General features: G+C 70.8%; 16 protein-coding genes. 9 read left to right on the top strand and 7 right to left on the bottom strand.

The features are described 5' to 3' along the window. Positions 1 to 7: 7 nt before the first annotated feature. Complete coding sequence (locus F0U63_RS00580) at positions 8 to 3,304, bottom strand: amidohydrolase family protein (RefSeq protein ID WP_395842608.1); 3,297 nt, start codon at positions 3,302 to 3,304, stop codon at positions 8 to 10. Positions 3,305 to 3,691: 387 nt separating this feature from the next. Between F0U63_RS00580 and F0U63_RS00575 the strand changes: the two genes are divergently transcribed. From F0U63_RS00575 to F0U63_RS00565, 3 genes are all read left to right on the top strand, one after another. Continuing rightward, positions 3,692 to 6,646, top strand: a complete 2,955-nt coding sequence (locus F0U63_RS00575; protein ID WP_395842606.1) for a tetratricopeptide repeat protein — start codon at positions 3,692 to 3,694, stop codon at positions 6,644 to 6,646. Positions 6,647 to 6,655: 9 nt separating this feature from the next. After that, a complete protein-coding gene (locus F0U63_RS00570; RefSeq protein ID WP_395842604.1) occupies positions 6,656 to 7,378 on the top strand; it encodes a tetratricopeptide repeat protein in 723 nt (240 codons plus the stop codon). 473 nt (positions 7,379 to 7,851) lie between these two features. Continuing rightward, entirely contained in the window at positions 7,852 to 8,454 is a 603-nt protein-coding gene (locus tag F0U63_RS00565) for a tetratricopeptide repeat protein (protein ID WP_395842602.1), read from the top strand. A 1,039-nt stretch (positions 8,455 to 9,493) separates the two neighbouring features. Here the strand turns inward: F0U63_RS00565 and F0U63_RS00560 are convergent. Genes F0U63_RS00560 through F0U63_RS00545 form a run of 4 tightly spaced genes read right to left on the bottom strand, consistent with a single transcriptional unit; the run spans position 9,494 to position 13,480 of the window. Beyond that, on the bottom strand, positions 9,494 to 10,192 hold the full coding sequence (locus tag F0U63_RS00560) for a hypothetical protein (protein ID WP_395842600.1): 699 nt from the start codon (positions 10,190 to 10,192) through the stop codon (positions 9,494 to 9,496). After that, a complete protein-coding gene (locus F0U63_RS00555; RefSeq protein WP_395842598.1) occupies positions 10,189 to 11,163 on the bottom strand; it encodes a hypothetical protein in 975 nt (324 codons plus the stop codon). The genes F0U63_RS00560 and F0U63_RS00555 overlap by 4 nt, the downstream gene beginning before the upstream one ends. Positions 11,164 to 11,168: 5 nt before the next feature. After that, the gene (locus tag F0U63_RS00550) at positions 11,169 to 12,704 is read right to left on the bottom strand and encodes a pilus assembly protein (RefSeq protein WP_395842596.1); all 1,536 of its coding nucleotides are present in this window, start codon (positions 12,702 to 12,704) and stop codon (positions 11,169 to 11,171) included. After that, positions 12,683 to 13,480, bottom strand: coding sequence for a TadE/TadG family type IV pilus assembly protein (locus F0U63_RS00545; RefSeq protein ID WP_395842594.1), 798 nt, complete (start codon positions 13,478 to 13,480; stop codon positions 12,683 to 12,685). Before F0U63_RS00545 ends, F0U63_RS00550 begins: the two co-directional genes overlap by 22 nt. A 239-nt stretch (positions 13,481 to 13,719) precedes the next feature. Between F0U63_RS00545 and F0U63_RS00540 the strand changes: the two genes are divergently transcribed. Further along, entirely contained in the window at positions 13,720 to 13,905 is a 186-nt protein-coding gene (locus F0U63_RS00540; protein ID WP_395842592.1) for a hypothetical protein, read from the top strand. Positions 13,906 to 13,928: 23 nt separating this feature from the next. Here the strand turns inward: F0U63_RS00540 and F0U63_RS00535 are convergent, their stop codons facing one another. Together F0U63_RS00535 and F0U63_RS00530 are read right to left on the bottom strand one after the other, a co-directional pair. Beyond that, a complete protein-coding gene (locus tag F0U63_RS00535) occupies positions 13,929 to 14,300 on the bottom strand; it encodes a response regulator (protein ID WP_395842590.1) in 372 nt (123 codons plus the stop codon). Positions 14,301 to 14,414: 114 nt separating this feature from the next. Then, positions 14,415 to 14,708 carry a hypothetical protein gene (locus F0U63_RS00530; RefSeq protein WP_395842588.1) on the bottom strand — a complete coding sequence of 98 codons (294 nt, stop codon included), beginning with the start codon at positions 14,706 to 14,708 and terminating at the stop codon, positions 14,415 to 14,417. Positions 14,709 to 14,913: 205 nt separating this feature from the next. Here F0U63_RS00530 and F0U63_RS00525 point away from each other — a divergent pair, with 205 nt between their 5' ends. The 5 genes from F0U63_RS00525 to F0U63_RS00505 are packed head-to-tail and all read left to right on the top strand — an operon-like array spanning position 14,914 to position 22,350. Then, complete coding sequence (locus F0U63_RS00525) at positions 14,914 to 16,266, top strand: RtcB family protein (protein ID WP_395842586.1); 1,353 nt, start codon at positions 14,914 to 14,916, stop codon at positions 16,264 to 16,266. Positions 16,267 to 16,316: 50 nt separating this feature from the next. Continuing rightward, entirely contained in the window at positions 16,317 to 17,645 is a 1,329-nt protein-coding gene (locus F0U63_RS00520; RefSeq protein WP_395842584.1) for a hypothetical protein, read from the top strand. Positions 17,646 to 17,703: 58 nt separating this feature from the next. After that, positions 17,704 to 18,648: a vWA domain-containing protein gene (locus F0U63_RS00515; protein WP_395842583.1), complete on the top strand. Its 945-nt coding sequence runs from the start codon at positions 17,704 to 17,706 to the stop codon at positions 18,646 to 18,648. After that, positions 18,648 to 19,625, top strand: coding sequence for a VWA domain-containing protein (locus F0U63_RS00510; protein ID WP_002631029.1), 978 nt, complete (start codon positions 18,648 to 18,650; stop codon positions 19,623 to 19,625). Before F0U63_RS00515 ends, F0U63_RS00510 begins: the two co-directional genes overlap by 1 nt. Positions 19,626 to 19,632: 7 nt before the next feature. Next, positions 19,633 to 22,350 carry a heavy metal translocating P-type ATPase gene (locus F0U63_RS00505; RefSeq protein WP_395842581.1) on the top strand — a complete coding sequence of 906 codons (2,718 nt, stop codon included), beginning with the start codon at positions 19,633 to 19,635 and terminating at the stop codon, positions 22,348 to 22,350. The last annotated feature ends 66 nt before the right edge of the window (positions 22,351 to 22,416 follow it).

Raw genomic sequence — 22,416 nt, 5'->3', positions numbered from 1 at the left:
GCCGGGCTCAGTCCTGGTGGGTGCTCCAGGACGAGGACGGACCCCAGGCGCCCTGCCCCTCGCGCTGGAAGAAGAGGGGCTCACGCTTGCGCGAGGCACCCACCTCGTCGAGCGTCTTCGCGTCATAGAGCCGTCCGCCCACCATGGTGTAGCGGATGGAGGTGCTCTGGCGCAGATCCTCCAGGGGGTTCGTGTCCAGCACCACCAGGTCCGCGAGCTTGCCGGGCTCCAGCGAGCCGATGTCCTTGTCCAGCCCGAGGTAGCGCGCGCCCGAGAGCGTCGCCGCGCGGAGCACCTGCAGGGGCTTCATGCCGCCCTGGGCGAACATCCACATCTCCCAGTGCGCGCCCAGGCCCTCGCGCTGGCCGTGCGCGCCGAGCTGCACGCTCACGCCCCGGTCATTGAGCGCACGGGCCACCTCGGCCGTGTGGACGTGGCCATAGTCCTCGTCGGGCGCGTCCACCCGCCGCCGGCTTCTCGCGTCCACCATGCGCCGGGGAACGAAGGACAGCAGCCGCTCGTCCTCCCACACCTTCGTCTTCGCGTACCAGTAGTTCTCCCCCATGATGCTGCCGTAGGCCACGATGAGCGTGGGGGTGTAGCCCACCTGGGTGCCCGACCAGAGCTGGCGCACGTCCTCGTACGCCTGGGCCACCGGCAGCGAGTGCTCGATGCCCGTGTGTCCATCCACCACCATGCTCATGTTGTGCTGGAAGAGCGAGCCGCCCTCGGGCACCACCATCATCTCCAGCTCGCGCGCCGCCTGGAGCACCTTCTGCCGCTGGTCGCGCCGCGGCTGGTTGTAGCTCTTCACGCTGAAGGCTCCCACCGCCTTCATGCGCCGCAGGTGGCTGCGCGCGTCCTCCAGCGTGTCGATGGGCGCGCGGAACGCTCCCGAGGCGCCGTAGAGGATGGTGCCCGTGGAGAACACGTGCGGCCCCACCATGCCGCCCGAGCGCACCAGCTCGCTCGTGGCGAAGATGGCGCCCGTGTCGTTGGACGGATCGTGGATCGTCGTCACCCCGAAGGCGAGCGAGGACAACAGCTTCCAGTTCTGCTCCGGCAGGATGCCGTCGTCCTCCATGGCGCCGTGCCAGTGCACGTCCACCAGGCCCGGGATGATCGTCTTGCCCTTCACGTCCACCACGCGGGCGCCCGCGGGCACCGCCACCTGGGCCCGGGGACCCACCGCCACGAGCCGGTTGCCCTTCACCACCACCACGCCGTCCTCGATGACCTCGTCCCCCTTGAGGGTGATGACGCGGGCGCCCACCAGCGCCACCGTGCCCTGGGGCGCGTCCGTCTTCGCCTGGAAGGAGATGTTGAGCCCCTTGTCCGCGGGCTCCGGCAACGTCTGGGGCGCGCCCGCCACGAAGCGGAAGCTGTCCTTGAGCTCGCGCGTGTACAGCTCGGGCCCGAGCGCCCAGTGCAATCGCTTGCCGTCTCCGGACCAGTGCAGCCACTCGCCCGCGTCGCGCGACACGCGGCTCACCGGCAGCGCCTTCGTCTCGGGGCTCGCCACCGCGGCCTTCGGTCCGCGCGGCAGCGGCATGATGAACGCGTTGAAGTTCTCCCGGAACGCCACCCACTTCTCGTCCGGGGACACGCGGTACTCCGTCGCCTCGTCGCTCGTCAGGTGCGTGCGCGGCTCGGTGCCGTCCAGGCGGATGCTCTTGAGCGCGCGATCATCGTCCTTCTCGCGCTGCGACACCTCCAGGAAGAACACCCGCTCCGAGCCCACCCCGAAGTGCGGCTGCTCGCCGTCCTCCACCAGCCGGCGCGGCGTGCCCCCGGCGAGCGGCATCACGAACAAACCCCGCTCCCGGCTGTACAGGCCGCTGCGCAGATAGCCTCCACCCAGCGCGCGGTACACGAGTGACTTGCCATCCGGCGACAGCGCGGGCTCCGCGTAGTGCCCCGGTCCCGAGGACACCACCCGCCCCTCGCCGCCCGTCACCGGCACCACCCGGATGGAGCCGAACTTCTCGTCGTCCCACGTCGTGTAGACGATGCTGCGGCCATCGCGGGAGAACGACGGGTAGAGCTCCGCGTGCTCCGTCTGCCGCGTGAGCCGCCGGGGCGTGCCGTTGGGCAGATCCCTCACGTACAGGTGGCCCAGCGCCTGGTACACCACCTTGTCGCCCTTGGGCGACACCTGCACCCAGCGCAACAGCTTCACCGGGAAGGTGTCGGGCGCCACCTGCTGGGGAAAGCGCAGCGCCTCGTAGACGGTGCGCGTGCCCTTCACGTGGAAGGGAATGGGCGTCACCTTCTTCGTCGCCACGTCGATGCGCCGCAGCCCGCCGCCCGCCCAGAACACCAGCGAGCGGTTGTCCGGCGTCCACGCCATCGCCGGGTAGACACCGTGAATGGCCCATGTCTCCTGCATGTCCCGGTCGAGCCCGTCGAACAGGGGGCGCTCGGCGCCGCTCGCCACGTCCGCCACGTACAACACACTCTTGCCCCGCACCCGGCGGATGAAGGCCAATGACTTTCCATCCGGCGACGGCGTGGGCCGGATGGAGCCTCCCGGCCCCGACACGAAGCGCTCCGTCTTGCGCGTGTCCAGGTTCAGCCGTTGGATGACATAGATTTCGCCGCTCGGGTCCTTGTTGTACTCGAACACCGGGCCGGGGGTGATGTCCTGGCTGTAATAGATATACTTGCCGTCCGGGGAGAACGCGGGCTCGCCCACGTCCTTCTGATCATTCGGACGCTCGGTGAGCTGCACGCCCTCTCCCCCCGAGCGGTGGTACATCCAGATCTCCCCCGCGCCCAGCGAGCGCCGCGCCGTGTAGTGCTTGCGCGCGATGAGGAACTGGCCGTCCGGCGACCACGCGGGGCTGTTGAGCAGGCGGAACGACTCCTGCGTCACCGCCGTGGGCTCGCTCCCGTCGCGCTTCATCACGACGAGGTTGTCCCCGCCGCCCCGGTCGCTCGTGAAGGCGATGAACTGCCCGTCCGGGCTGTAGCGCGGCTGCATGTCCCAGGCGGAGCCACTCGTGAGCGCCCGGGCCTCGCCCCCCGCGATGGGCAGCGCGTAGAGGTCGCCCAGCAGGTCGAAGACGAGCTCGTCTCCCTTCGGGCTCACGTCCACGCTCATCCACGTGCCCTCGGTGACGTCGAGCTGCACCTCGTGCGCGGGGAAGCCCGGGGCGTTCACGTCCCAGCGGGACACCTCGGGCTTGCCTGGGAACGGCAGGGGAAGGGGAACGGGGACGGGGGCCGGCGCTTGCGCGCGGGCGGACAACGGCAACGCGCTCGTGAGCAGCAGCGCGAGGCAGGACAGACGGGTTCGAATCACCACGGCTCCTCTAGATGGGTCTGGCGCGGAAGAAGGGGGGCGCAGACTAGATCGCGCGCTCAACAGCGGCCGCACATCCTCACTCCCGGCGCTCCGCGCCCGCCCAGCACTCAGTTGTCCTTCGGGTTGCCATCTCGCTCCCTAAAGTGTTTGGCGAGCGGGCCCATCGACCTCTCATTAGAAGTAGGGTGTGCTGGGGGGCTGTCACCGGGAGTCCATACGCTGGCCACACGCGGGGGATACCTCCTGGGCTCTGAATGTGACGCGCTGTAGAACATTCCTTCCTCCCAGGAGTTGTGTTTCCCGGGCATTTATCTTCCACATTTCCGAAAAAATTCAGTGCAGCCGTCCTCATGGAGGACACCTTCCTTTCCAAGGGAGAGCCGCGTGGAGCGCCTCGAACCGTCACAGCCAGAAGAGCAGGGGGCCCGAGCCGGAGCCGAGAGCCCCGAGCGCCTGGAGGACGTCAAAGGTCATCTCGACAACGCGCTGGACGTGCTGGAACAGGAGCTGGAGCGCGCCCAGAGTGCGATGCGACTGGGGGAAGAAGAGCCCACACGCGTGGTCGGTCCTCCGCAGCCCCTGCCACCGGTGCGCACCGAGCCCGAGCCCCTCCTCCGGGGCACCAGCGTGGGACGCTACCTGGTGCTGGAGCGCCTGGGCGCGGGCGGCATGGGCGAGGTGTACGAGGCGTTCGATCCGCAGCTCAACCGGCGCGTGGCGCTCAAGTTGCTCCTGCCCGGCGGCGAGGGACAGAGCCCCGGCCAGGCCCGGCTGCGGCTGATGCGCGAGGCGCAGTCCATGGCGCGCCTGTCCCACCCCCACGTGCTGCCCGTCTACGACATCGGCGAGCACGGAGATCGCGTCTTCATCGCCCTGGAGCACGTGGAGGGCAGCACCCTGCGGCAGTGGCTCAAGCAAGCCCGGAGGCCCTGGCGCGAGGTGCTGCGGGTGCTCGCCCAGGCCGGCGAGGGGCTCGCCGCCGCCCATGCCGCGGGGCTCGTCCACCGCGACTTCAAGCCGGACAACGTGCTGGTGGGCCGCGACGGGCGCGTGCTCGTCTATGACTTCGGGCTCGCGTGCGAGCAGGGCACGGGCTCGCCCCGCGCCCCCGTGCCGGTGGACCTCGGCGCGCTCCTGGGCACCGAGCCCCCCGTGCCCGACACGGACGCCTTCGCCTGTCTGAACACCCGCGAGCCCCTGGAGACGCCCGTCACGCGCGCCGGCCTCATCATGGGCACCCCGGGCTACATGGCCCCCGAGCAGTACCGCCACGAGCCCCTCACCGGCCACGCGGACCAGTTCAGCTTCTGCGCCACGCTCCACTACGCCCTGTACGGGGAGCACGCCTTCGAGGGCAGCGGCGCCGCCGCGCTCGCGCGCGCCACGCTGGAGGGCCGGCTGCGGCCCGTGCCCCGGGACTCGGACGTGCCGGGCTGGGTGCGGCAGGTGATTCTGCGGGGGTTGAGCCCGCGGCCCGTGGATCGCTACGCCTCCATGGAGGAGCTGCTCGAGGTGATTCAAGGCGAGCCGCGCGTGCGGCGCTGGCGCCAGGTGCTCGCCGCCGTGGCCATGCTCTTCCTCGGCGCGGTGGTGGCCGGAGCCGTGGGCCAGTGGCACCAGGAGCAGAGCGTCTGCCAGGACGTCACCCACCGGATGAACGGCGTGTGGGACGCGCCGCGCCAGGAGGCCGTGCGCCGCGCCCTGCTCGCCACCGGCCAGCCCTACGCGGCCGACGCGTGGACCGGAGTGAAGGGCGCGCTGGACACCTATGCCTCGGCCTGGGTGGAGCAGCAGCGCCGGGCCTGTGAGGCCACGCGTCTGCGCGGCGAGACGAGCGAGGAGCGCTTCGCCGCGCACACCGCCTGCCTCGAGCGCCGGCGCTCCGAGCTCAAGGCCCTCACCGGGCTGCTCGCCGAGGCGGACAGCGCCGTGGTGGAGCACGCCGTGGAGGCCGTGCGCGGCCTGTCCGAGCTTGGCCCCTGCGCGTCGCTGGACGGCGCCCTCGCGCCCGCGCCGCTCCCCCGGGACCCGGGCAGGTCCGCCCACCTGGAGGGGAGCTATGCCCAGCTCGCGCGCGCCCGAGCGCTGCGCCTCTCCGGCCAGTACGTCGCCGGGCTCTCCGCGGCCACCACCCTCGCGGGCGAGGCCCGCGTCCAGGGTGACGCGCCCTTGAAGGCCGAGGCCCTGCTGGAGCTGGGACGGCAGCAGCTCATCGCCGGAGAGGCCCAGGCCGAGCGCTCCCTGCGCGAGGCGGCGTGGACGGCGGACGAGGTGGGCCTGGACGAGGTGCGCGCCGAGGCGCTGGTGACCCTCACCCGGCTCGTCGCCTACGACGCCGCGCGCGCCCAGGATGGGCATGACTTCTACCAGCAGGCGCGCGCCCTGCTCGTGCGCACCCGGCGCCAAGGCCGGCTGCTCGCGGAGCTCGAGAGCGCCCACGGGCTCGTGTACGCCGCCCAGGGGGATCCACTCGCCGCCGAGGCCTCCCAGCTCCAGGCGCTCGCCGAGCTGGAGAAGGCCTCCGCCGTGGAAAGCCCCGAGGGCGCCATCGTGCTGCGCCGGCTGGGGCTCGCGCTCTCGGCCCAGGGGCGCCACGAGGAGGCGCTGGCGGAGAACCTGCGCGCGCACGCGGCCTTCCTCCAGACGCTCGGCGCGGAGCACCCGCGCGTGGGCAGCGCCCTGGTGAGCATCGGGGGCTCCTTGAGCGCCCTGGGCCGCCCCACCGAGGCGCTCACCGCGCTGAGGCAGGGCGTGGACATCGTGGCGCGCACCCTGCCGCCCCAACACCCCTTCCAGGCGACGGTGCTGGACGCACTGGGCGCGGCCCTGTGGCGCGACGGGCAGGGCGAGGAGGCGCGGCGGGTGCTGCGCCGGGCGGTGGAGGCGTCGGAGCGGGCGCGGGGGCCCGAGCACCCCGACACCGCCCAGCCCTGCACCACCCTGGGACGGGTGCTCGTGGACCAGGGACGCCCCGGCGAGGCGCTGACGCTCTTCAGCCGTGCCCTGCGCCTGCGCGAGCGTGCCCTGGGCCCCCAACACCCGGACCTGGCCGCGCCCCTCACCGGCCAGGGCGAGGCGTTGTTGCGGCTGGGCCGCGCCCCCGAGGCCCTCGCGCCCCTCGAGCGCGCCCTCGTGCTGCGCTCCACCCACACCGTGCCCCCCGAGGCCCTCGCCGAGACCCGCTTCGCCCTCGCCCGCGCCCTGTGGGAGACCCATCCGGACTCGGCCCGCGCCCTCCAGCTGGCCCGCGAGGCCGGGCTCTCCCTGGAGCGCTCGGGCACCGAGGCCCTGCGCGCCCAGGTCCAGGCGTGGCTGGCCGAGCGCTCCTCCGACGGGTAGAGGGAGCGCATGACCCAGGAGCGCAACGGACGCGAGGCGTGGCCCCCGGAGCTCACCGAGCTCCTGCGCAAGGTGGACCGGTTGCGGCGCGGCGGCCGGTACGAGGAAGCGCTCGCGCGCATGCGCGCGCTCACCGAGAGCTACCCGCGGCAGGTGCGCGTCCTCTTGGAGATGGGGATGACGCTCGCCATCTGGGGAGGCCAGCCCGCCGAGGCGCTGCCCTGGTACGAGCGGGCGCTGGAGCTGGCTCCGGGCCATGCCTCGGGGCACCTGCACCGCGCGCTCGCCCTGGCGCGGCTCGGCCGCCACGCCGAGGCCGTGGCCGACTTCGACGCGCTGGCGGCGGGGGAGTTCCGCAAGGCGCTCGTGCTGTACATGCGGCGCGCCGAGTCCCTGGAAGTGCTCGGCCGGGACGAGGACGCCGAGCGCGACTGGACGCGCGCGCTCGACGAGGACGCGGGCAACCCGTGGCTCTTGCACCGGCGCGCGCTCGCGCGGGCCCGGCTGGGGCGCACGCGCGAGGCCGTGGAGGACCTCACCCGCGCGCTCGCCGCCGCCGAGGGGGAGCCGGTGGACGCGGAGCTCTTGCGCGACCGGGGGGAGCTGCGCGCGCGCCTGGGGGACGTGGAGGGAGCCCGGGCGGACTTCGAGGCGGGACGGGCCGCGCTGCGCGAGGGGGATCCCGCCGAGCTGGTGGAAGCACTGCGCCGCGGGCTTGGGGAGACGGCCTGACGCGCCTCAGGGGACGGGTGCCCACGCGCCCGGGCTTTTACTTCTCATGACTCTCCGGCCGAGGGCTCCTCGTCCCGCGCGCGCCCGGGCGAGCAGTTCCCCGAGTACCGTCTCCAGCGTGAGCGGCGAGACATGACTCCGGGCCTCCGGCCTCAGGTGAGCGAGGAAGTGGGAGGCGAGGGAGGGGGAGGAAGACATGCGCCGCGACCTGAAAGAATGACGGTGTCGGAAGGAGACGTTTCCGCATTCCTTACAGGGTCCAGAAAGGCGGCTTGAACGGGGAGAAGATAATATTCAGGTGTTCGCAAGTACGAGAGCCCGTCTGATGCCCGACAGCGGACAAACCCGGAGTGCATGATCGAACGAAGAGCGGCTTCGACCCATGTGCCGGGGACAGCGGGCGTCCGGCACAACCTGTGCTTGCTTGGGGTGAGACGTTCGCGGCGGAAGCCGAAGGGGATGGGACGGTGGGCGTGAGGGAATTGAAGGAAGAGGCGTTGGACCTGTATGCCCAGCGGCGGTTCACCGAGTGCGTGCAGACCTATGAGCGGTTGCTGGAGCTCAACCCGAGGGATCCTTCTCTGTATATGGGCCAGGCCGAGGCGTACCGGGGCGCGGGCTCGCGGCGCGAGGCCCTCAACGCGTTCCGGATGGCGGCCGAGCTGCTGTTGGATCAAGGAGACAAGGCCGGGGCACGCACGGCGCTGAAGGCGGCGTTGGAGTTGAATCCCCGGAACAAGGAGGTGTCGCGAGCGCTGGAGGCGCTGCCGCCCGCGGCCGAGGAGGAGACGCGGCCCACCCCGGTGACGGCGCCCGAGGCACTGTTCGAGTATCCCCAGGAGAGGGAGCAGCCGCGCACGTGGCAGAGGAGCGCGCCTCGGAGTGAGCCTCAAAAGGCCGCACCGCCCCAGGCGGAGCTGAGGCGCCTGTCGGACAACGTCCTCGCGGTGCGGGCGGGGCCGGGTATGCCCTGGGTCGTGGTGTCCTCGCAGACGCCCCTGCTCACCTACGAGGTGGATGACCTCGAGCAGGTGGCGGAGCGGAGCTACCCACAAGAGGTGATGCTCCAGCACTGAGGCTGAACCTCGATTCCTGAAGCCAGACATCCCGGCGCGGCTCATGGAGCCGGGGCGGCCTGTGTCTTTTCATCGAAGACACAGGCCTGGCGCCCGCTGGTCCGCAGCCGCGCGCACTTCTCGGCCGGCCCACAGGTGCCCCGCGCGTCTGGCTCACAGGCGCGCACGCAACGCGACAGGTGACAGAAGAAGCCTTCCGGGCAGGACGAGCCATCGCTCGTACATGCAAGCTCGCACCGCATCCAGACCGCTCCCGCCCTTTCCTGCACGGTATGCGTCTCACACACCTGCGACTCGGGACAGGTGGACTGCTGGCAGTTCGTGCCATGGACCACTGAGCAGACCGAACTCCCCTGACGGAAGCGGATGCAGGACTGACCCGAAGGGCAGCCGCGCGCTTCGCAGGTGGGAAGACAGGAGGAGCCCTGGGGGCCACCCTCCGGTGGGCAGAAGAAACCCTCGGGGCAACTCCCTGGCTCCTCGGGATTGCATGGCCGGCCACACCACTCGGCGCAGAGCAATCCCGATGCACAGGCGCTCGCGTATTTTCTCGACAGGGGCTTGCAGCGCTCTCCCTCCTGCCGTTCTCCCTCCAAGACGCACCGATTCAGAACCTCACCGCCCCAGGTCTCCACGCTCCTGCAAACGAACTCCGTCCGACATTGGGAATCAGTCTCGCACTCGCTGTCCGTGCAGTAGAAGCCATGAACGTACGTGTCGAAAAAGCAGACCAGAGGCGAATCACAGTCAGTGCTCTGCCGGCAACCCTGTCGCCAGGTCGGGCGCTCACTGCGCTGCTCCCACGAAAGCATCGGAACCACGGCCCTTGCCTGCACCGCTACGCGCTTCGTGAGGGATCCAAGCCAATGAATGGAGATGACCGCCATGATGGGCGCTGGCAGCAGCACAGCCGCCAGGATGGCGCGAATACCCCCACGGTGCATCGGCGTCTCCAGAGTTGGTCGGCCCGTTCTAGGTCACCTTGGAAGTAACGTCTACTCCAGGTACTCCCCTTTTCCACAGGGCTGCCACGTCCACTTCAGCGCGCCCGCGACTGGAGCAACAGCACCACCGCGCGCTGACCGCCCTCGCCAGGCTCGTGCACGAGCCGCAACTCCTCACCCGAGCGCGTGTACACGCCCGCCTCGTCCCCGCGCTTCCACCCGGCCTTGGCGAGCGCCCCGTCGTAGAACGTCCGCACCTGCTCGCCCGTGAGCGGCACGTGGAAGGTCAGCGTGCGCGAGCCCTCGCCGTTGATGCGCAATACCCCCTCTGCCCCCGGAGGCAACGGCGCGAAGTCCGAGTCCGTGCCCGGCGCGCGAGCCAGCGCATGGTTGGCCTCGCCCAGGTACAGCGTGGTGGTGCCGTCCGGTTGGGGTTGGAGGATGACCGTGTACGTGATGCGGCGGCGGGGATCGACCGCGGTGAGCATGGCCGCGTTGCTCGCGAGCTGCGGCTGCGCCTTGCCGGGCGGCACGTAGAGCCCCCCATCCCGGAAGGCATCCGCGAAACGCTGCACCAGCTCGCGCGCGGACTCCTTCACGTGCACCGCGCGCAGCGCCACCGGCACGCCGCCCGCCTCCACGATCTCGTTGGACTCCACCTGCTCCAACACCTGGAGCTTCGGCCACGCGAAGCGCGCGGGCTCCGGCGTCCCCCCGTCCCCCGCCAGGGCCGGCAGCGACAGCGCCACGAGCAAAGCCCACGCACGCCCCACGGTCCGTGCGGCCCGGCTCAATGCGGCACGCCTCCGAGCCAGCGGTTGTCCCGGTCAACCGTGTAGTTCAGCCCTCCATTCGGAACGCGGAAGGGCGTCACTTCCCAACGCGTCTGGTTGCCCGCGTGCGAGGCACCGATGTCCTGCTCGTAATCGTCCTCCTCGCCCCGGAAGCTCATGAAGAATTGATCCTCGTTGATGCCCGCGCCGGCCCGGGTCGCGGACGCGAGCGCGCTGCCCGCCCTCCCTCCACCCCCGTTGCGCCGGTAAACGCGCTGCACCCAGTCGTGATAGTCGAGGTTCTGGCAGTTCTTGCTGTTGTCGATGTTGAGCGCGCACGAGCGCCCCTCGTCCACCCCGGCCAGTCCCCAGTCATCCAGCAGCAGCGAGAAGCGCCCGCCACAGGTGCCGTCCGAGGCCCGCCCCGCGGCGCACACCGTGAAGAGCGCGCTGGCGCGACGCTGGGACACCTTGAAGAACCCCGGCTCCAGGAAGCGGCCGATGCGCGCGCCCCGCAGCGCGGAGGACGCCGTGCACGACATGCCCGGTGATTGGATATTCATCGCCTGCGCCAGCGCGGTCGAGCCCCCGTTCGCATCCAAGGGCCGGATGCCCGCGATGAGGGGATCCCCTCCGGGCAGCGTCGGCTCACACACCACCTGAGGGGACCTGGCGCGAGCGATGGCCAGTTGAACCGTCATCGCGCCGCCCCCCTCGCTCGAGCGTCCGTCGAAGTCGCGATAGCGCCGGTTGGCCTCCGCTTCCGCCTGCGACACCGCGCCCCGCCGCTGGAATTCCCCCTGCCGGGGATCGTGATGCACGTGGGCCGTGGCCTCCCAGAGCGCGAAGTTGGCCGCCTCCTGCACCTTGAGCGTCAACGCGCCCACCTCGGCGAAGTAGATGCCGAACACGAGGATGGTGACGAACACCATCGCGCCCAGCGCCGTTTCCACCAGCGCCTGTCCCCGCCGAGCCGCCGCGCGCTTCGCCATGGCCGTCAGTACCTCGCGCCCTCGGGGCTGCCGCCCCGGAAACCCACTTTGTCCAGCCGGCGCAGCGCGCCCGCGTGCTCGGTGAAACCCGCCTGCTCCAGACTGTGGGCGGGCTTGTCGTCGACGGCGCCCTCGGGGCTCACCAGCGTGGCGCGCCAGAAGGGATTGAGGAAGTTGGGAGGCTCGCGCCAGCCGCCGCCCTCCGTCGCCGGCCGGGGCCGGTGGTAGTAGGCGAGCCCCGCGGACAGGGCCACCTGGTTGCGCTGCACGTCCCCACGGCCGGCGGAGCGGATGCGCCCCTCGGGGCTGGCGTTGTCGAACTCGACGGTGTCGCCCGCGAAGCGGAAGCGGAAGAACAGGTTCCACGGATCCGGCCGCTTCTGGCGCGAGGGACTCGCGTAGTCGCGCGACAGCACCGTGTAGAGCTTGGGCTGGCCGAAGTCGTTGCGTGCCGCGTTGCCCTGGAGCAGCCCCACGTTGAAACCCACCGAGTACGGCCAGATGCCGGGGCACACGACGCAGGCGCCCAGCGTGTGCCGCTCGTCCACGGTGGTGTCACCCTCCTCGCCCTGGCCGGGCGGGGGCTTGGCGCCGTACACGTGCTGGTCCTGCTTCGACTGCTCCTCGTCGGACATCACCCACGTGTCCGTCGCCTCGATGTCCGGCACGCTGGAGCCATCCGGGCAGATGATGGCCACCGCCCGCCCATGGTCATGCGCCCACGAGTTGCGTCCGGACACGGTGCTGTACGTGGACGAGTCCATCTGGGACGCGGAGCCGTAGCGCTTGAAAGACGGATTGTGCGCGGCGCCACCGGTGCCGAAGCCCGCGCTGCCCGACTCACGGTTGTGCACCCACGTCCAGCCCAGGCTGCCCATGGTGGCGTTCAGGTTGACGCGGCCCTGGTTGCCGCCGGTCGGCAGCACCGCGCCACTGGTGGCCGGCACCGTGCCGTCACGCTCCTGATCCATCAGGTCGTCGTAATCCAGCGAGCCATTGCCCCCATTCACTTCCGCCAGGGACTTGCGGTCGCCCTCGGGCAGGGCGCGCAGCTCCGGGTTGACCTCGCGGGCCATGCGCGCGGCGAGCTGCTGCCCCGCCAGGTGGTTGCCGAGCAGCTTGCCGTACAGCGCCAGCTGGGCCCGGTACATGGCGCCCGCGCGTCCCTGGAGCTGCTGCACCTGGGTGGCCGCGGCCTCGTCGAGGCTGGACCATTCCGCCGTGGGAATGGGGCAGGGGCCGTGCATCATCGCCGCGTATTGCTGGCTGCCGTAGCTGATGAGGGATTGGGTGCCGGCCATCGCCACCATGTGAGCGATCTGCGCGCGGTTCATCACCGCGATGGCGTTGAACGTGCGCGCCACCGACACCGCCTGGCTGTAGGCCGCCGCGTCCGCCGCCATCTGGATTTCCACGCGCTCCTTGGCCCGCATGCCAAAGCCCAGCGTCATGAGCACCATCAGCGTGAGCAAGAGCAGCGTGAGCGCGAACAGGACCATCGCCTGTCCCCGGTCGCGTCTCAGAAGGAGTGCAGGCTGCATGCGGCACCTCCCTGGAAGTTGTTCGCCTTCACCGGCGTCATCATCCGCATGGCCGCGTGCACCTGGATGGGGAACAGGTAGTGGCCCTGCTCGCTCCACTCCACCATCCGGTCACCCAGGTCACCGCCGGGCCAGCCTCCCGATGGGAACGTCACGCCGCCGTCGTCCCAGCCCCCCGCGTTCTTCTGCGCGGGCATCAGCGGATTGGCGGCCGTGTAGCGCTTGAGTTTGAAGTGGGCGAGGAACATGCGGTTCAGCACCCAGTCCGCGAACGGAATGCGCATGTAGTACCAGGCCACCATGCGGATCTCGAGCGTGCGCCGCCGCAGCGCCGCCTCCGAGTCCGTGGGTGCGTCGAACATCAGGTCCTCGCCCCCGGACAGCCCGCGCACCCAGCCCACGTCGGGCGACTCGCGGACGATCTCCACCACGGGCCCCTTGGAGAACAACTTCCCGGACGAGCCGCGCACGTTCAGGTAGTTCTCCCGCCGCTCCCGGAAGGCATCCGCCAGTTGCCCGCCCGACGTGGTGGCCGCCACCGTGGGCAGCATCGTCACCACGGCCGCGTGCGTCATCGCCTTGCAGCTGGCGTGATTGAGGCTGCCCGCGCGCACCGCCCGGTACACCGCCACCTCCGCCAGGATGCGCGCCTGCAACAGCATGAACAGCTGCAGCGTGCCCAGGATGAGGAACACCACCAATGGCAGGCACAAGGCCGCCTCCACCGCGGCCTGACCGGATTCGTGACGCCGTCGTGGGAAGGGGGAAGAAGCCATGGGGGAAAGGCTTCCTCTTAGATTCTTGGCAAATTGGATATCGGTCAACTGGTCGCCGCCCCGCCTGCCCGCGCTCCTTCCAGACGCGATCATCGACGATCGGACGCTCTGGCTCGCACGCTCAGTGAACCGGGGAAGCAGCCGAGCCCCATGCGCGCGGGGACGTACTGGCTGCCCGGGGGAGCCATGCCCACGCTTGTCGCGGAGTGCTCCCCGTACCACTTCGAAAGGAAGGGCTCATGTCATTGGATGTTTCCGTGAGAAGCGTGGCGCTCCGAATCGAGGACACGGAGCTCAAGAAGGCCCTGGGCCATCCGGAGCCCACGAAGTCCGGACTGGTGGTGTTCGATCCCTCGGCGCCCGAGGCAGATGAGGCGGATCCCGTCTCCGAGGAGCCCAACGTGGAGCCCGTGGCCCACCCGTGAGCCCGCGGCGCCGCCGCGCCCCGTCACTCGCCCGTGCTGGCGCGGCAGTACGTCTTCACCACCGCGAGCAGCCGGTCCACGTCGATGGGCTTGGGCACGTAGGCGCAGGCGCCCTCGGGGGGCTTGTGGCTCGCCGACGTCACCACCACCGGAATGTCCGCGAGGTGTCCGTCCGCCCGCATCCCCTTCATGAACGCATAGCCGTCCATGACGGGCATCATCACGTCCAGCAGGATGAGACAGGGCCGCTTCATGTGCTGCAACTGCTCCAAGGCCTCCTGCCCGTTTTGGGAAGTGACCATCTGGTAGCCTTCCAGCTCCAGCAGCTCGGACACCGTGTCGCGAATGTCCGGATCATCCTCGACCAGCAGGATGCTGGAAGTCGGTGCGCTCATGCGGTACGGCCCTTCATGTCGGGTCTGTTCCTCCATGATGGAAGATGGAGGCCCGAGGGTGGGTCGGCAAGGGCTCGGGGGCCCTTTCGCCGCCCGATAGATCAGGAAGACTGCTCAGAGCGTCGCCGTGTCCTCGTGCTCGTGCGCGGCGGTGTCGGGCAGCGTGGAGAGGAAGTCGTCCACCTGCGAGGCGCCGCGCTGGGAGGCGTCGTCCGCCCGCACCATGCCCTCGCAGTGCTCGCTCTGCCGCTTGCTGTGGCAGTGACGCACCCCGTAGACGTGATGGCAACCGCACGAGTCCACACGCTTCTTCGCGCACAGCGAAGGGTTGAACACCGGCGCCGCCTTCACTTCGACCGGACCCGCCTGCACCGCCATCGCCACCACCAACGCTCCGAAAAGCCCCATCTCCCTACCCCCTTGATGCTCCACGCCACCACTCGCGAAATAAGTGGGAATTCTCCCGCCCCGGTGCAACTGGGGCCGGCGTACGGTGCCATGTGGTGCACGCGGGCATGGGACAGGCGCACGGCTGGCCGCCCGCTTTCGTCAGGACTCCTGGACGCTCGCGTCGCTGCCGGGTGTTGAAAAAGGCCCAGGGAGGGAGAACGCCATGAGTTGGACGCAACAGCTGGAGAAGGTCGCGCCGGGGCACTTCGTGCTCCCGAAGACGAAGACGATGCGGGTGGAGGCCCACCTCTTCCTCTCGGACAAGCTCCTGTGGGGCGAGGGCCCCGAGTCGCCCGGACTCGAGGAAGCCGTCTTCAACCAGGTGGTCAATGCCGCCTCCTTCCCGGGCGTCACCCGCGTGGCGGTGACGCCGGACTGCCACGTGGGCTACGGCGTGCCCATCGGCACGGTGGTGGAGACCGAGGGCGTGCTCCTGCCCACCGCGGCCGGCTACGACATCGGCTGCGGCATGGTGCAGTTGCAGACCACCCTCACCGCCGAGGACGTGGCCGACCCCGCCAAGCGCCGCCAGTGGATCGACGAGGTCACCAAGCGCATCGCGGTGGGCGTGGGCGCGTCGCGGGTGCAGAAGCAGCGCCGCATCGACGCGCGCACCTTCGCCGAGGTCGTGCGGCATGGGGCCCAGGCGCTCGGCCGTCACGCGTCCGCCACCGAGCGCGACTTCCTCCCGGTGGAGGATGATCGGGTGGACATCCCCACGCGGGCCTACGAGAAGCGCGAGCAGCTCGGCAGCCTCGGGGGCGGCAACCACTTCACCGAGATGCAGGTGGATGAGTCCGGGCGCGTGTGGGTGATGCTGCACACGGGCAGCCGCGGCTTCGGCTGGAACATCGCCAAGCACTTCTTCGTGGAGGGCGCGGCGGCGCTGGGGCTCGGCAAGCACAGCGAGGACTTCATCTGGCTCGACGCCAGCAGCCGCCTGGGCAAGGACTACTGGAACCTGCACAACATGGCGGCCAACTTCGCGGTGGCCAACCGGCTGCTCATCGGCGAGGCGGTGTGCGGGGCGCTCGAGGACGTGTTCGGTGGCACGGCGAGCATCTATTACGAGATCTCCCACAACCTCATCCAGAAGGAGTCGGGCCGGTTCGTGGCGCGCAAGGGCGCCACGCGCGCCTTCCCCGGCGGGCACCCCGCCCTCACCGGCACGCCCTGGGCCAAGAGCGGCCACCCCATCCTCATCCCCGGCTCCATGGAGACCGGCAGCGCCATCCTCTTCGCCGAGAAGGGGGCCTCGCAGTCCATCTACTCGGTGAACCACGGCGCGGGGCGGCGGCTGTCGCGCGGCGAGGCGCGGCGGGTGTTGGATCAGGACGAGACGGACCTGCGCATGATGGAGGCCGACATCCTCCTCAACACGCGCACCACGCCGCTGGACGAGTCGGGCCCCTGCTACAAGAACCTCGACGACGTGCTGAACACGGTGGAGATGGCGGGCCTGGCCACGGTGGCCCGGCGCCTCAAGCCGGTGGCCTGCATCAAGGGCGCGGACTGACGGGAGCTTGCCCCTCCCGCCCGGTTTGGGGGACGCTCGCGTCCCCTCCCGTGCGCCCTCCCCGCTACTTCGTCCCCCACGCCACCAGCCCCGCCGAGCCCCTCGCGCTCGACCTCTCCGCCGTCGTGCACGCCGTGGACGCGTTCCGCCTCGCCGGGCCCTCGGGCGAGCGGGAGTGGCTCGTGTGCACCGACATCACCGGAGACCTCGTCTGCGTGCCCGCCGAGGAGCGCGAGCACCTGCCGGCCAGCACCCGCGCCCAGTTCACCCACCACGAGCTCGTCTCCGGCCGCACCCCCCGGCGCATCCTCGCCCCCGCCCTCTTCCTGATGTCCGTGGAGCTCGTCGAGCACCCCGCCGATGCCCAGGGCGTGAATGATCCCGTCTACCTCTACGGGCGCCTCGCGGGTCCCCATCCCGGCGCCACGCCCCAGCGCGTCCCCGGCCAGCTCACCGTCACGCGGGGGGACTTGCTCGCCGGACTCGTCCACGGCGCCGCCGATGCCCTGCACTACGCGCATGATCCCGAGAGCCGGCTGCCCCCGCGCGCCTACCACGCGCTGCTGCCCGGCGATCGGCCCGAGCACCTCGCCCAGGGCGAGGGCCTGGTGCTCGCCTATCCCGCGGTACCACTGGACCTGCAGACGCGCCACGCCGGCAATGGCCCCCTCGTCGCGACGCTGCTGCACGAGGTGCTCGAGGCGCTCCAGCGCTCCGCCCGCGCGCACGGCGGCCCCCGGGCCCTCGCGGAGCTGGAGCTGCCCGTGCCCAGCCGCATGCTGGCCATCGCGGAACTGGAGTCGCGTGGCTACGAGGTGAAGGGCGACGTGGCCATCCTGCGCCGCAACCATCCGGGGCTCGTCAACCGGCTCGCCGAGTGGCTCAACCCCGAGAAGCTCCCCGTCCCCCGCGAGGCCGGCACGCCCGAGTTCCTCGACCTGGCGCGTCAGGCCCTGGACGTCCTCCCGGGGTGGCCGAGCGAGACGGAGCGCGCGCTGCGCTCCCGGGAGCGCGCCGGTCCAGTCACCGCCGCGAGTCCCACGCCCCTTGCGCCCGCCGCGCCGCGCCCGCCCCCCGCGCCCCTGCCTCCGCGTGCTCCGCCCGCCCCCGCCCGCCCGAGCGACTGGATGCAGGACTTCCTCGACGCGCATGCCCGCCCAGGTGGCACCCAGGCGCGCATCACCCGCTCGAGAGCGGCCGTCGCCCCCGCCCGGCCCGCGCCGCCACCCAAGCGCCCCTCTCCGGACACCTCCGCGGAGTGGATGAAGGACTTCGCCCCGGCGCCCGCGAAGCCCGCGCCCGCCCCGAAAGCCAAACCCGCCACCTCCGCGCCAGAGCAGGCATCCAAGCCGGAGTGGATGTCTGATTTCGAGGACTGACCCGATTGTGGCCCTCCCCCGCCGGGCGCTAGCGTCCGGGCTTCAAAAGAGGGGACAGATGGGACACGAAAAACCAGTCGAGCCGTTCTCCGATCTCCACTTCGAGGACGGAAAGGTCCACGCGGTGTTGCTGCATGACCCGACGGTGGAGGGCCTGGACATGGCCATCTACATGGATGCCTCGGGCAGCATGAAGGAGGAGTACACGTACACGCGTCCCAAGCGCTCCTTCCTCGAGTGGCTGCAGGACGCTCCGCTCAAGGAGGAGTCCAACCAGGTCGAGCCCCAGGTGCGCTGGATGCTCGAGTACCTGGCCACCAAGGATCGCAACGGACTGCTGCGCGTGGCCTACTGGGCCTGCGGCACCTCGGGCCGGGATGTCGACGTGCTCGGCGAGTACAAGGGCACGGACGTCAAGACGCACAGGTTCCCCGGCCCCCAGCGGCTCGGCAACTACACGTACCTCGAGCCCGCGCTGCGCGACTACGTGAGCTACCTCAAGGAGCAGGTGGGCCAGGGCGCCCGCCGCGGCTGCGCCGTCATCGTCACCGACGGCCGCCTGAACGACGCGGAGGAGGTGAAGAAGTTCTCGGCCAAGGTCGCCAAGGACATCGCCTCCGGCAAGCTGCCCCGCCTCAACTTCGTGCTCGTCGGCGTGGGAGACAACGTCGACGAGGAGCAGCTCGAGGACATCGCCCACCAGGAGTTCCCCGGCGTGGGCCACCTGTGGTGCCACCGCATCGCCGAGGAAATCACCCAGGTGGCCGAGCTCGTCGCGGTGCTCGTGGACGAGAACATGACGGTCGCCGCCGGCGGCACCATCTATGGCGACAAGGGCCAGGTGCTCAAGACGTACGAGGGCCGCCTGCCCGCGGTGCTCGAGTTCGAGGTCCCCGAGGGAACCAAGAGCTTCACCCTCGAGGTCAACGGCCAGCGCTTCACCCAGCCGCTGCCCGACGAGGATGACCACCACGACGAAGACGAAGACGAGGATCACCACTGATGGCCGGCCACGAAGTCATCATGAAGCCGTTCTCGGACGTGCACCGCCTGGGCAACAAGGTGGTGGCCACGCTGCTGCATGACCCGACGGTGGAGGGGCTCGACGTGGCCCTCTACATGGACGGCTCGGCGAGCATGGAGGACGAGTACGGACCGCGGGGCATCCTCGCCAAGCTCGCGCCGGTGAAGAACCTGGTCGAGCCGCAGATGCGCTGGATGCTCGAGTACCTGGCCAACAAGGACCGGGACGGCAAGGTGCGCGTGGCCTACTGGGCCACGGGCGACGGCAGCCAGCTCGAGGAGGTGGGCGAGCTGACCGGCCCCCAGGCCAAGGACTTCCGCTTCCCCGGCCCACGTGCCTACGGCAAGGCCACGGTGATGCTGCCCGTCTTGCGTGACTTCGTGGCCCACATGAAGCAGCAGGTGCAGGTGGGGGCCCGACGGGGCCTGGCCGTCATCATCACCGACTCGCAGATCTCCGACGCGCCCAACGTGACGGCCTACGCCACGCAGGTGGCCAAGGAGATCGCCTCCGGCCGGCTGCCCCGGATGAACTTCGTGTTCGTCGGCGTGGGCGAGCAGGTGGACGAGGAGCAGATGGAGGAGATCTCCCACGAGACCTACCCGGGCGTGGGCCACCTGTGGTGCCACCGCATCGCCGACCGCATGGAGGAGATGGCGGAGCTGGTCGCGGTGCTCGTGGACGAGACCATGACGGTCGCCGCCGGGGGCACCGTGTATGACGAGCAGGGCAACACGCTGAAGGCCTACGAGGGCCGGCTGCCCGCGGTGCTCGAGTTCGACGTGCCCGCCACGTGCAAGGCCTTCACCCTGGAGGTCGCGGGCCAGCGCTTCACCCAGCCCATCCCCGAGGAGCACGAGGAGGATGAGGACCACCACGAAGAGGAACGCGCCCCCGAGCCCGAGCCGGTGAGCGCCCCCGCCGCCCGCAAGAAGCACCGCGGCCACGGCCACTAGGAGCCCCATGTCCGAGCCCAAGAAGAGCGCCCGCTTCAGCAACATCCGGGAGAAGAAGCCGCACGTGCACGGCCCCGATTGCAAGCACGACCATGATCATGACCACGGTCACGGCCATGCCCATGTCCACGAGGCCAAGCCGCACGTGCACGGCCCCGGCTGCAAGCACGACCATGGCCACGACCATGACCATGCCCACGAACACGAGGACAAGCCGCACGTCCACGGCCCGGGCTGCGACCATGATCATGACCACGGCCACCACCACGCGCCCCGGCCGAAGCGGATCCGCCCGCCCGGCAACCGGCCCGCGGAAGGTGGAGGCACGGCGCTCCAATTGGACCTGGAAGGCGCGCTCCCGGGCGAGACCGATGAAGTCGGCCGCTTCGAGAAGCTGGAAGCGGCCCTGAGGTCCCACCACGGTGTCACCGAGGTGCACCTGCGCCGCGACGCGGGCCACGCCGAGGTGTGCATCCACTACCAGCCCGAGGGCGTGGCGCCCCAGCAACTGCTCACGCTCGCCCAGCACACCAGCGCCACCGTGGCCGAGCGCTACCACCAGCACACCTGGTTCGTGCGCGGCATGGACTCGGGCGACGCGGCGGCCATCATCGAGCACGCCGTGAGCCGGATGAACGGCGTCCTCTCGGCGAGCGTGGCCTACGCGAGCGAGCGGCTCGTGGTCGAGTACGACCGGGAGGCACTCACCCTCGAGGACGTCGAGGCCCGGGTGAAGTCGCTCGGCTACGGGCTGGAAGTGCCCACCGCGGGCCACGTCTGCTCGCACCACGCCCATGGCGGCGGCCTCGCGCCCCTGCTCGAGATGCCCCTCGTGGTGAGCGCCGGCGTGCTGCTCGTCGTGGGCTGGCTGCTCGAGCGCTTCGCCCCCGTGCCTCCCCTGGTCCCCACGCTCGTCTGGGCCTGGTCCATGGCCAGCGGCGGCTTCTTCGCCATCAAGGGCTCGGTGCAGTCGCTGCTCCAGCGGCGCATCGACATCGAGACCATGATGGTGGTGGCGGCCATCGGCGCGGCGGTGCTCGGCGCCTGGTTCGAGGGCGCCTTCCTGCTCTTCCTCTTCAGCGCGGGCCATGCGCTCGAGCACCGGGCGATGGACAAGGCGCGCCGGTCCATCGAGTCACTCAGCGCCCTGCGTCCCGAGGTGGCGCGCGTGCGCCGGGGCGAGGAGCTCGTCGAGGTTCCCGTGGAAGAGGTGGCCCAGGGCGCGCGCATCGTCGTGCGCCCCGGCGACCGCGTGCCCCTGGACGGCATCATCCGCGAGGGCAAGAGCTCGCTGGACCAGGCCGCCATCACCGGCGAGTCCATCCCCGTGGCCAAGCAGCCCGGCGACGAGGTGTTCAGCGGCACCATCAACTGCGAGACCCTGCTCGAGGTGGAGGTAACGCGGCCCGCCTCGGAGTCGGTGCTCGCGCGGGTGGTGGACATGGTCGCCCAGGCCGAGGCCCAGAAGGGCCCCAACCAGCGCTTCGCCCAGCGTCTGGAGCGCACGTTCGCCCCCCTGGTGATGATCGCCGCGCTCGTCTTCCCGGTGGTGCTCATCCTGCTCGGCACCCCGCTCAAGGAGGCCGTGCTGCGCGCGGTGGCGCTGCTCGTGGCGGCCTCGCCCTGCGCGCTCGCCATCTCCACGCCCTCGGCGGTGCTGTCCGCGGTGGCGGCGGCGGCGCGCGGCGGCGTGCTCGTCAAGGGCGGCATCTACCTGGAGCTGCTCGCGGGCGTGCGCGCCATCGCCTTCGACAAGACGGGCACCCTCACCGTGGGCCGGCCCCAGCTCCTCACCGCCTCGCCCTCCCCGGGCGTGTCCCGCGAGGAGCTGCTCGGCACCGCCGCGGCCGTCGAGTCGCTCTCCGCCCATCCGCTCGCGCACGCCGTGGTGCAGGCCGCCTCGCGCGAGGGCCTCACCCTGCCCCCGGGCGCGAGAGATCTCGAGGCCATCCACGGCCAGGGCATCCGCGCGAAGCTTGGCGAGGAGCCCGTGGAGGTGGGCAGCCTCGCGCTCTTCGCGGGCCAGCCGCTTCCCCCCGAGCTCACCCCCGAGGTGAACCGGTTGGAGGAGGCGGGACAGACCACCATGGTGGTGCGGCGCGGGGAGCGCTTCCTCGGCGTGCTCGGGGTGGCGGACACGCTGCGCTCGGGCGCGCAGCGCACCGTCCAGGAGCTCAAGCAGGCGGGCATCGAGCGCACGGTGATGCTCTCCGGTGACAACGCGCGCGTCGCCCGCTCCATCGCCTCGCGGGTGGGGCTCGACGAGGCGCGCGCCCCGCTGATGCCCGCCGACAAGGTCACCGCCGTGCGCGAGCTGGGCAAGGAGCGCCCGGTGGCCATGGTGGGCGATGGGGTGAACGACGCGCCCGCGCTCGCCGCCGCCGCGGTGGGTGTGGCCATGGGCGGCGCCGGCTCGGACGCGGCGCTGGAGACCGCCGACGTGGTGCTCATGAGCGATGACCTCTCCCGGCTGCCCTTCGCGCTGGGGCTCGCCCGCGCCGCCACGTCGGTGATGCGGCAGAACCTGATGATCGCCCTGGGAGTCAGTGGCGTGCTCATCGTCGCCGCCATCCTCGGGCTCACGCGGATCAGCGAGGCGGTGGTGCTCCACGAGGGCAGCACGCTCCTGGTGGTCGCCAACGGCCTGCGCCTGCTCGGCTACAAGTCCTCGGGTCCGCGCGACGCGTCCGAGGCGCCCGCCGTCGGTCAGCCCACGGCGGGCTAGGAATGGGGCGCGGGCCTGGCTCCTCCACCGGAGCCGGGTCCCCTCTTTCCCTGCTGCTCTCCGGCC

The sequence above is a fragment of the Cystobacter fuscus genome (assembly GCF_044360685.1).
In the GTDB taxonomy this organism is placed as follows: Bacteria; Myxococcota; Myxococcia; order Myxococcales; family Myxococcaceae; genus Cystobacter; species Cystobacter fuscus_C.
Note: the sequence above shows the minus strand (reverse complement) of the source record. Positions and strands in the feature narration are given on the sequence as shown.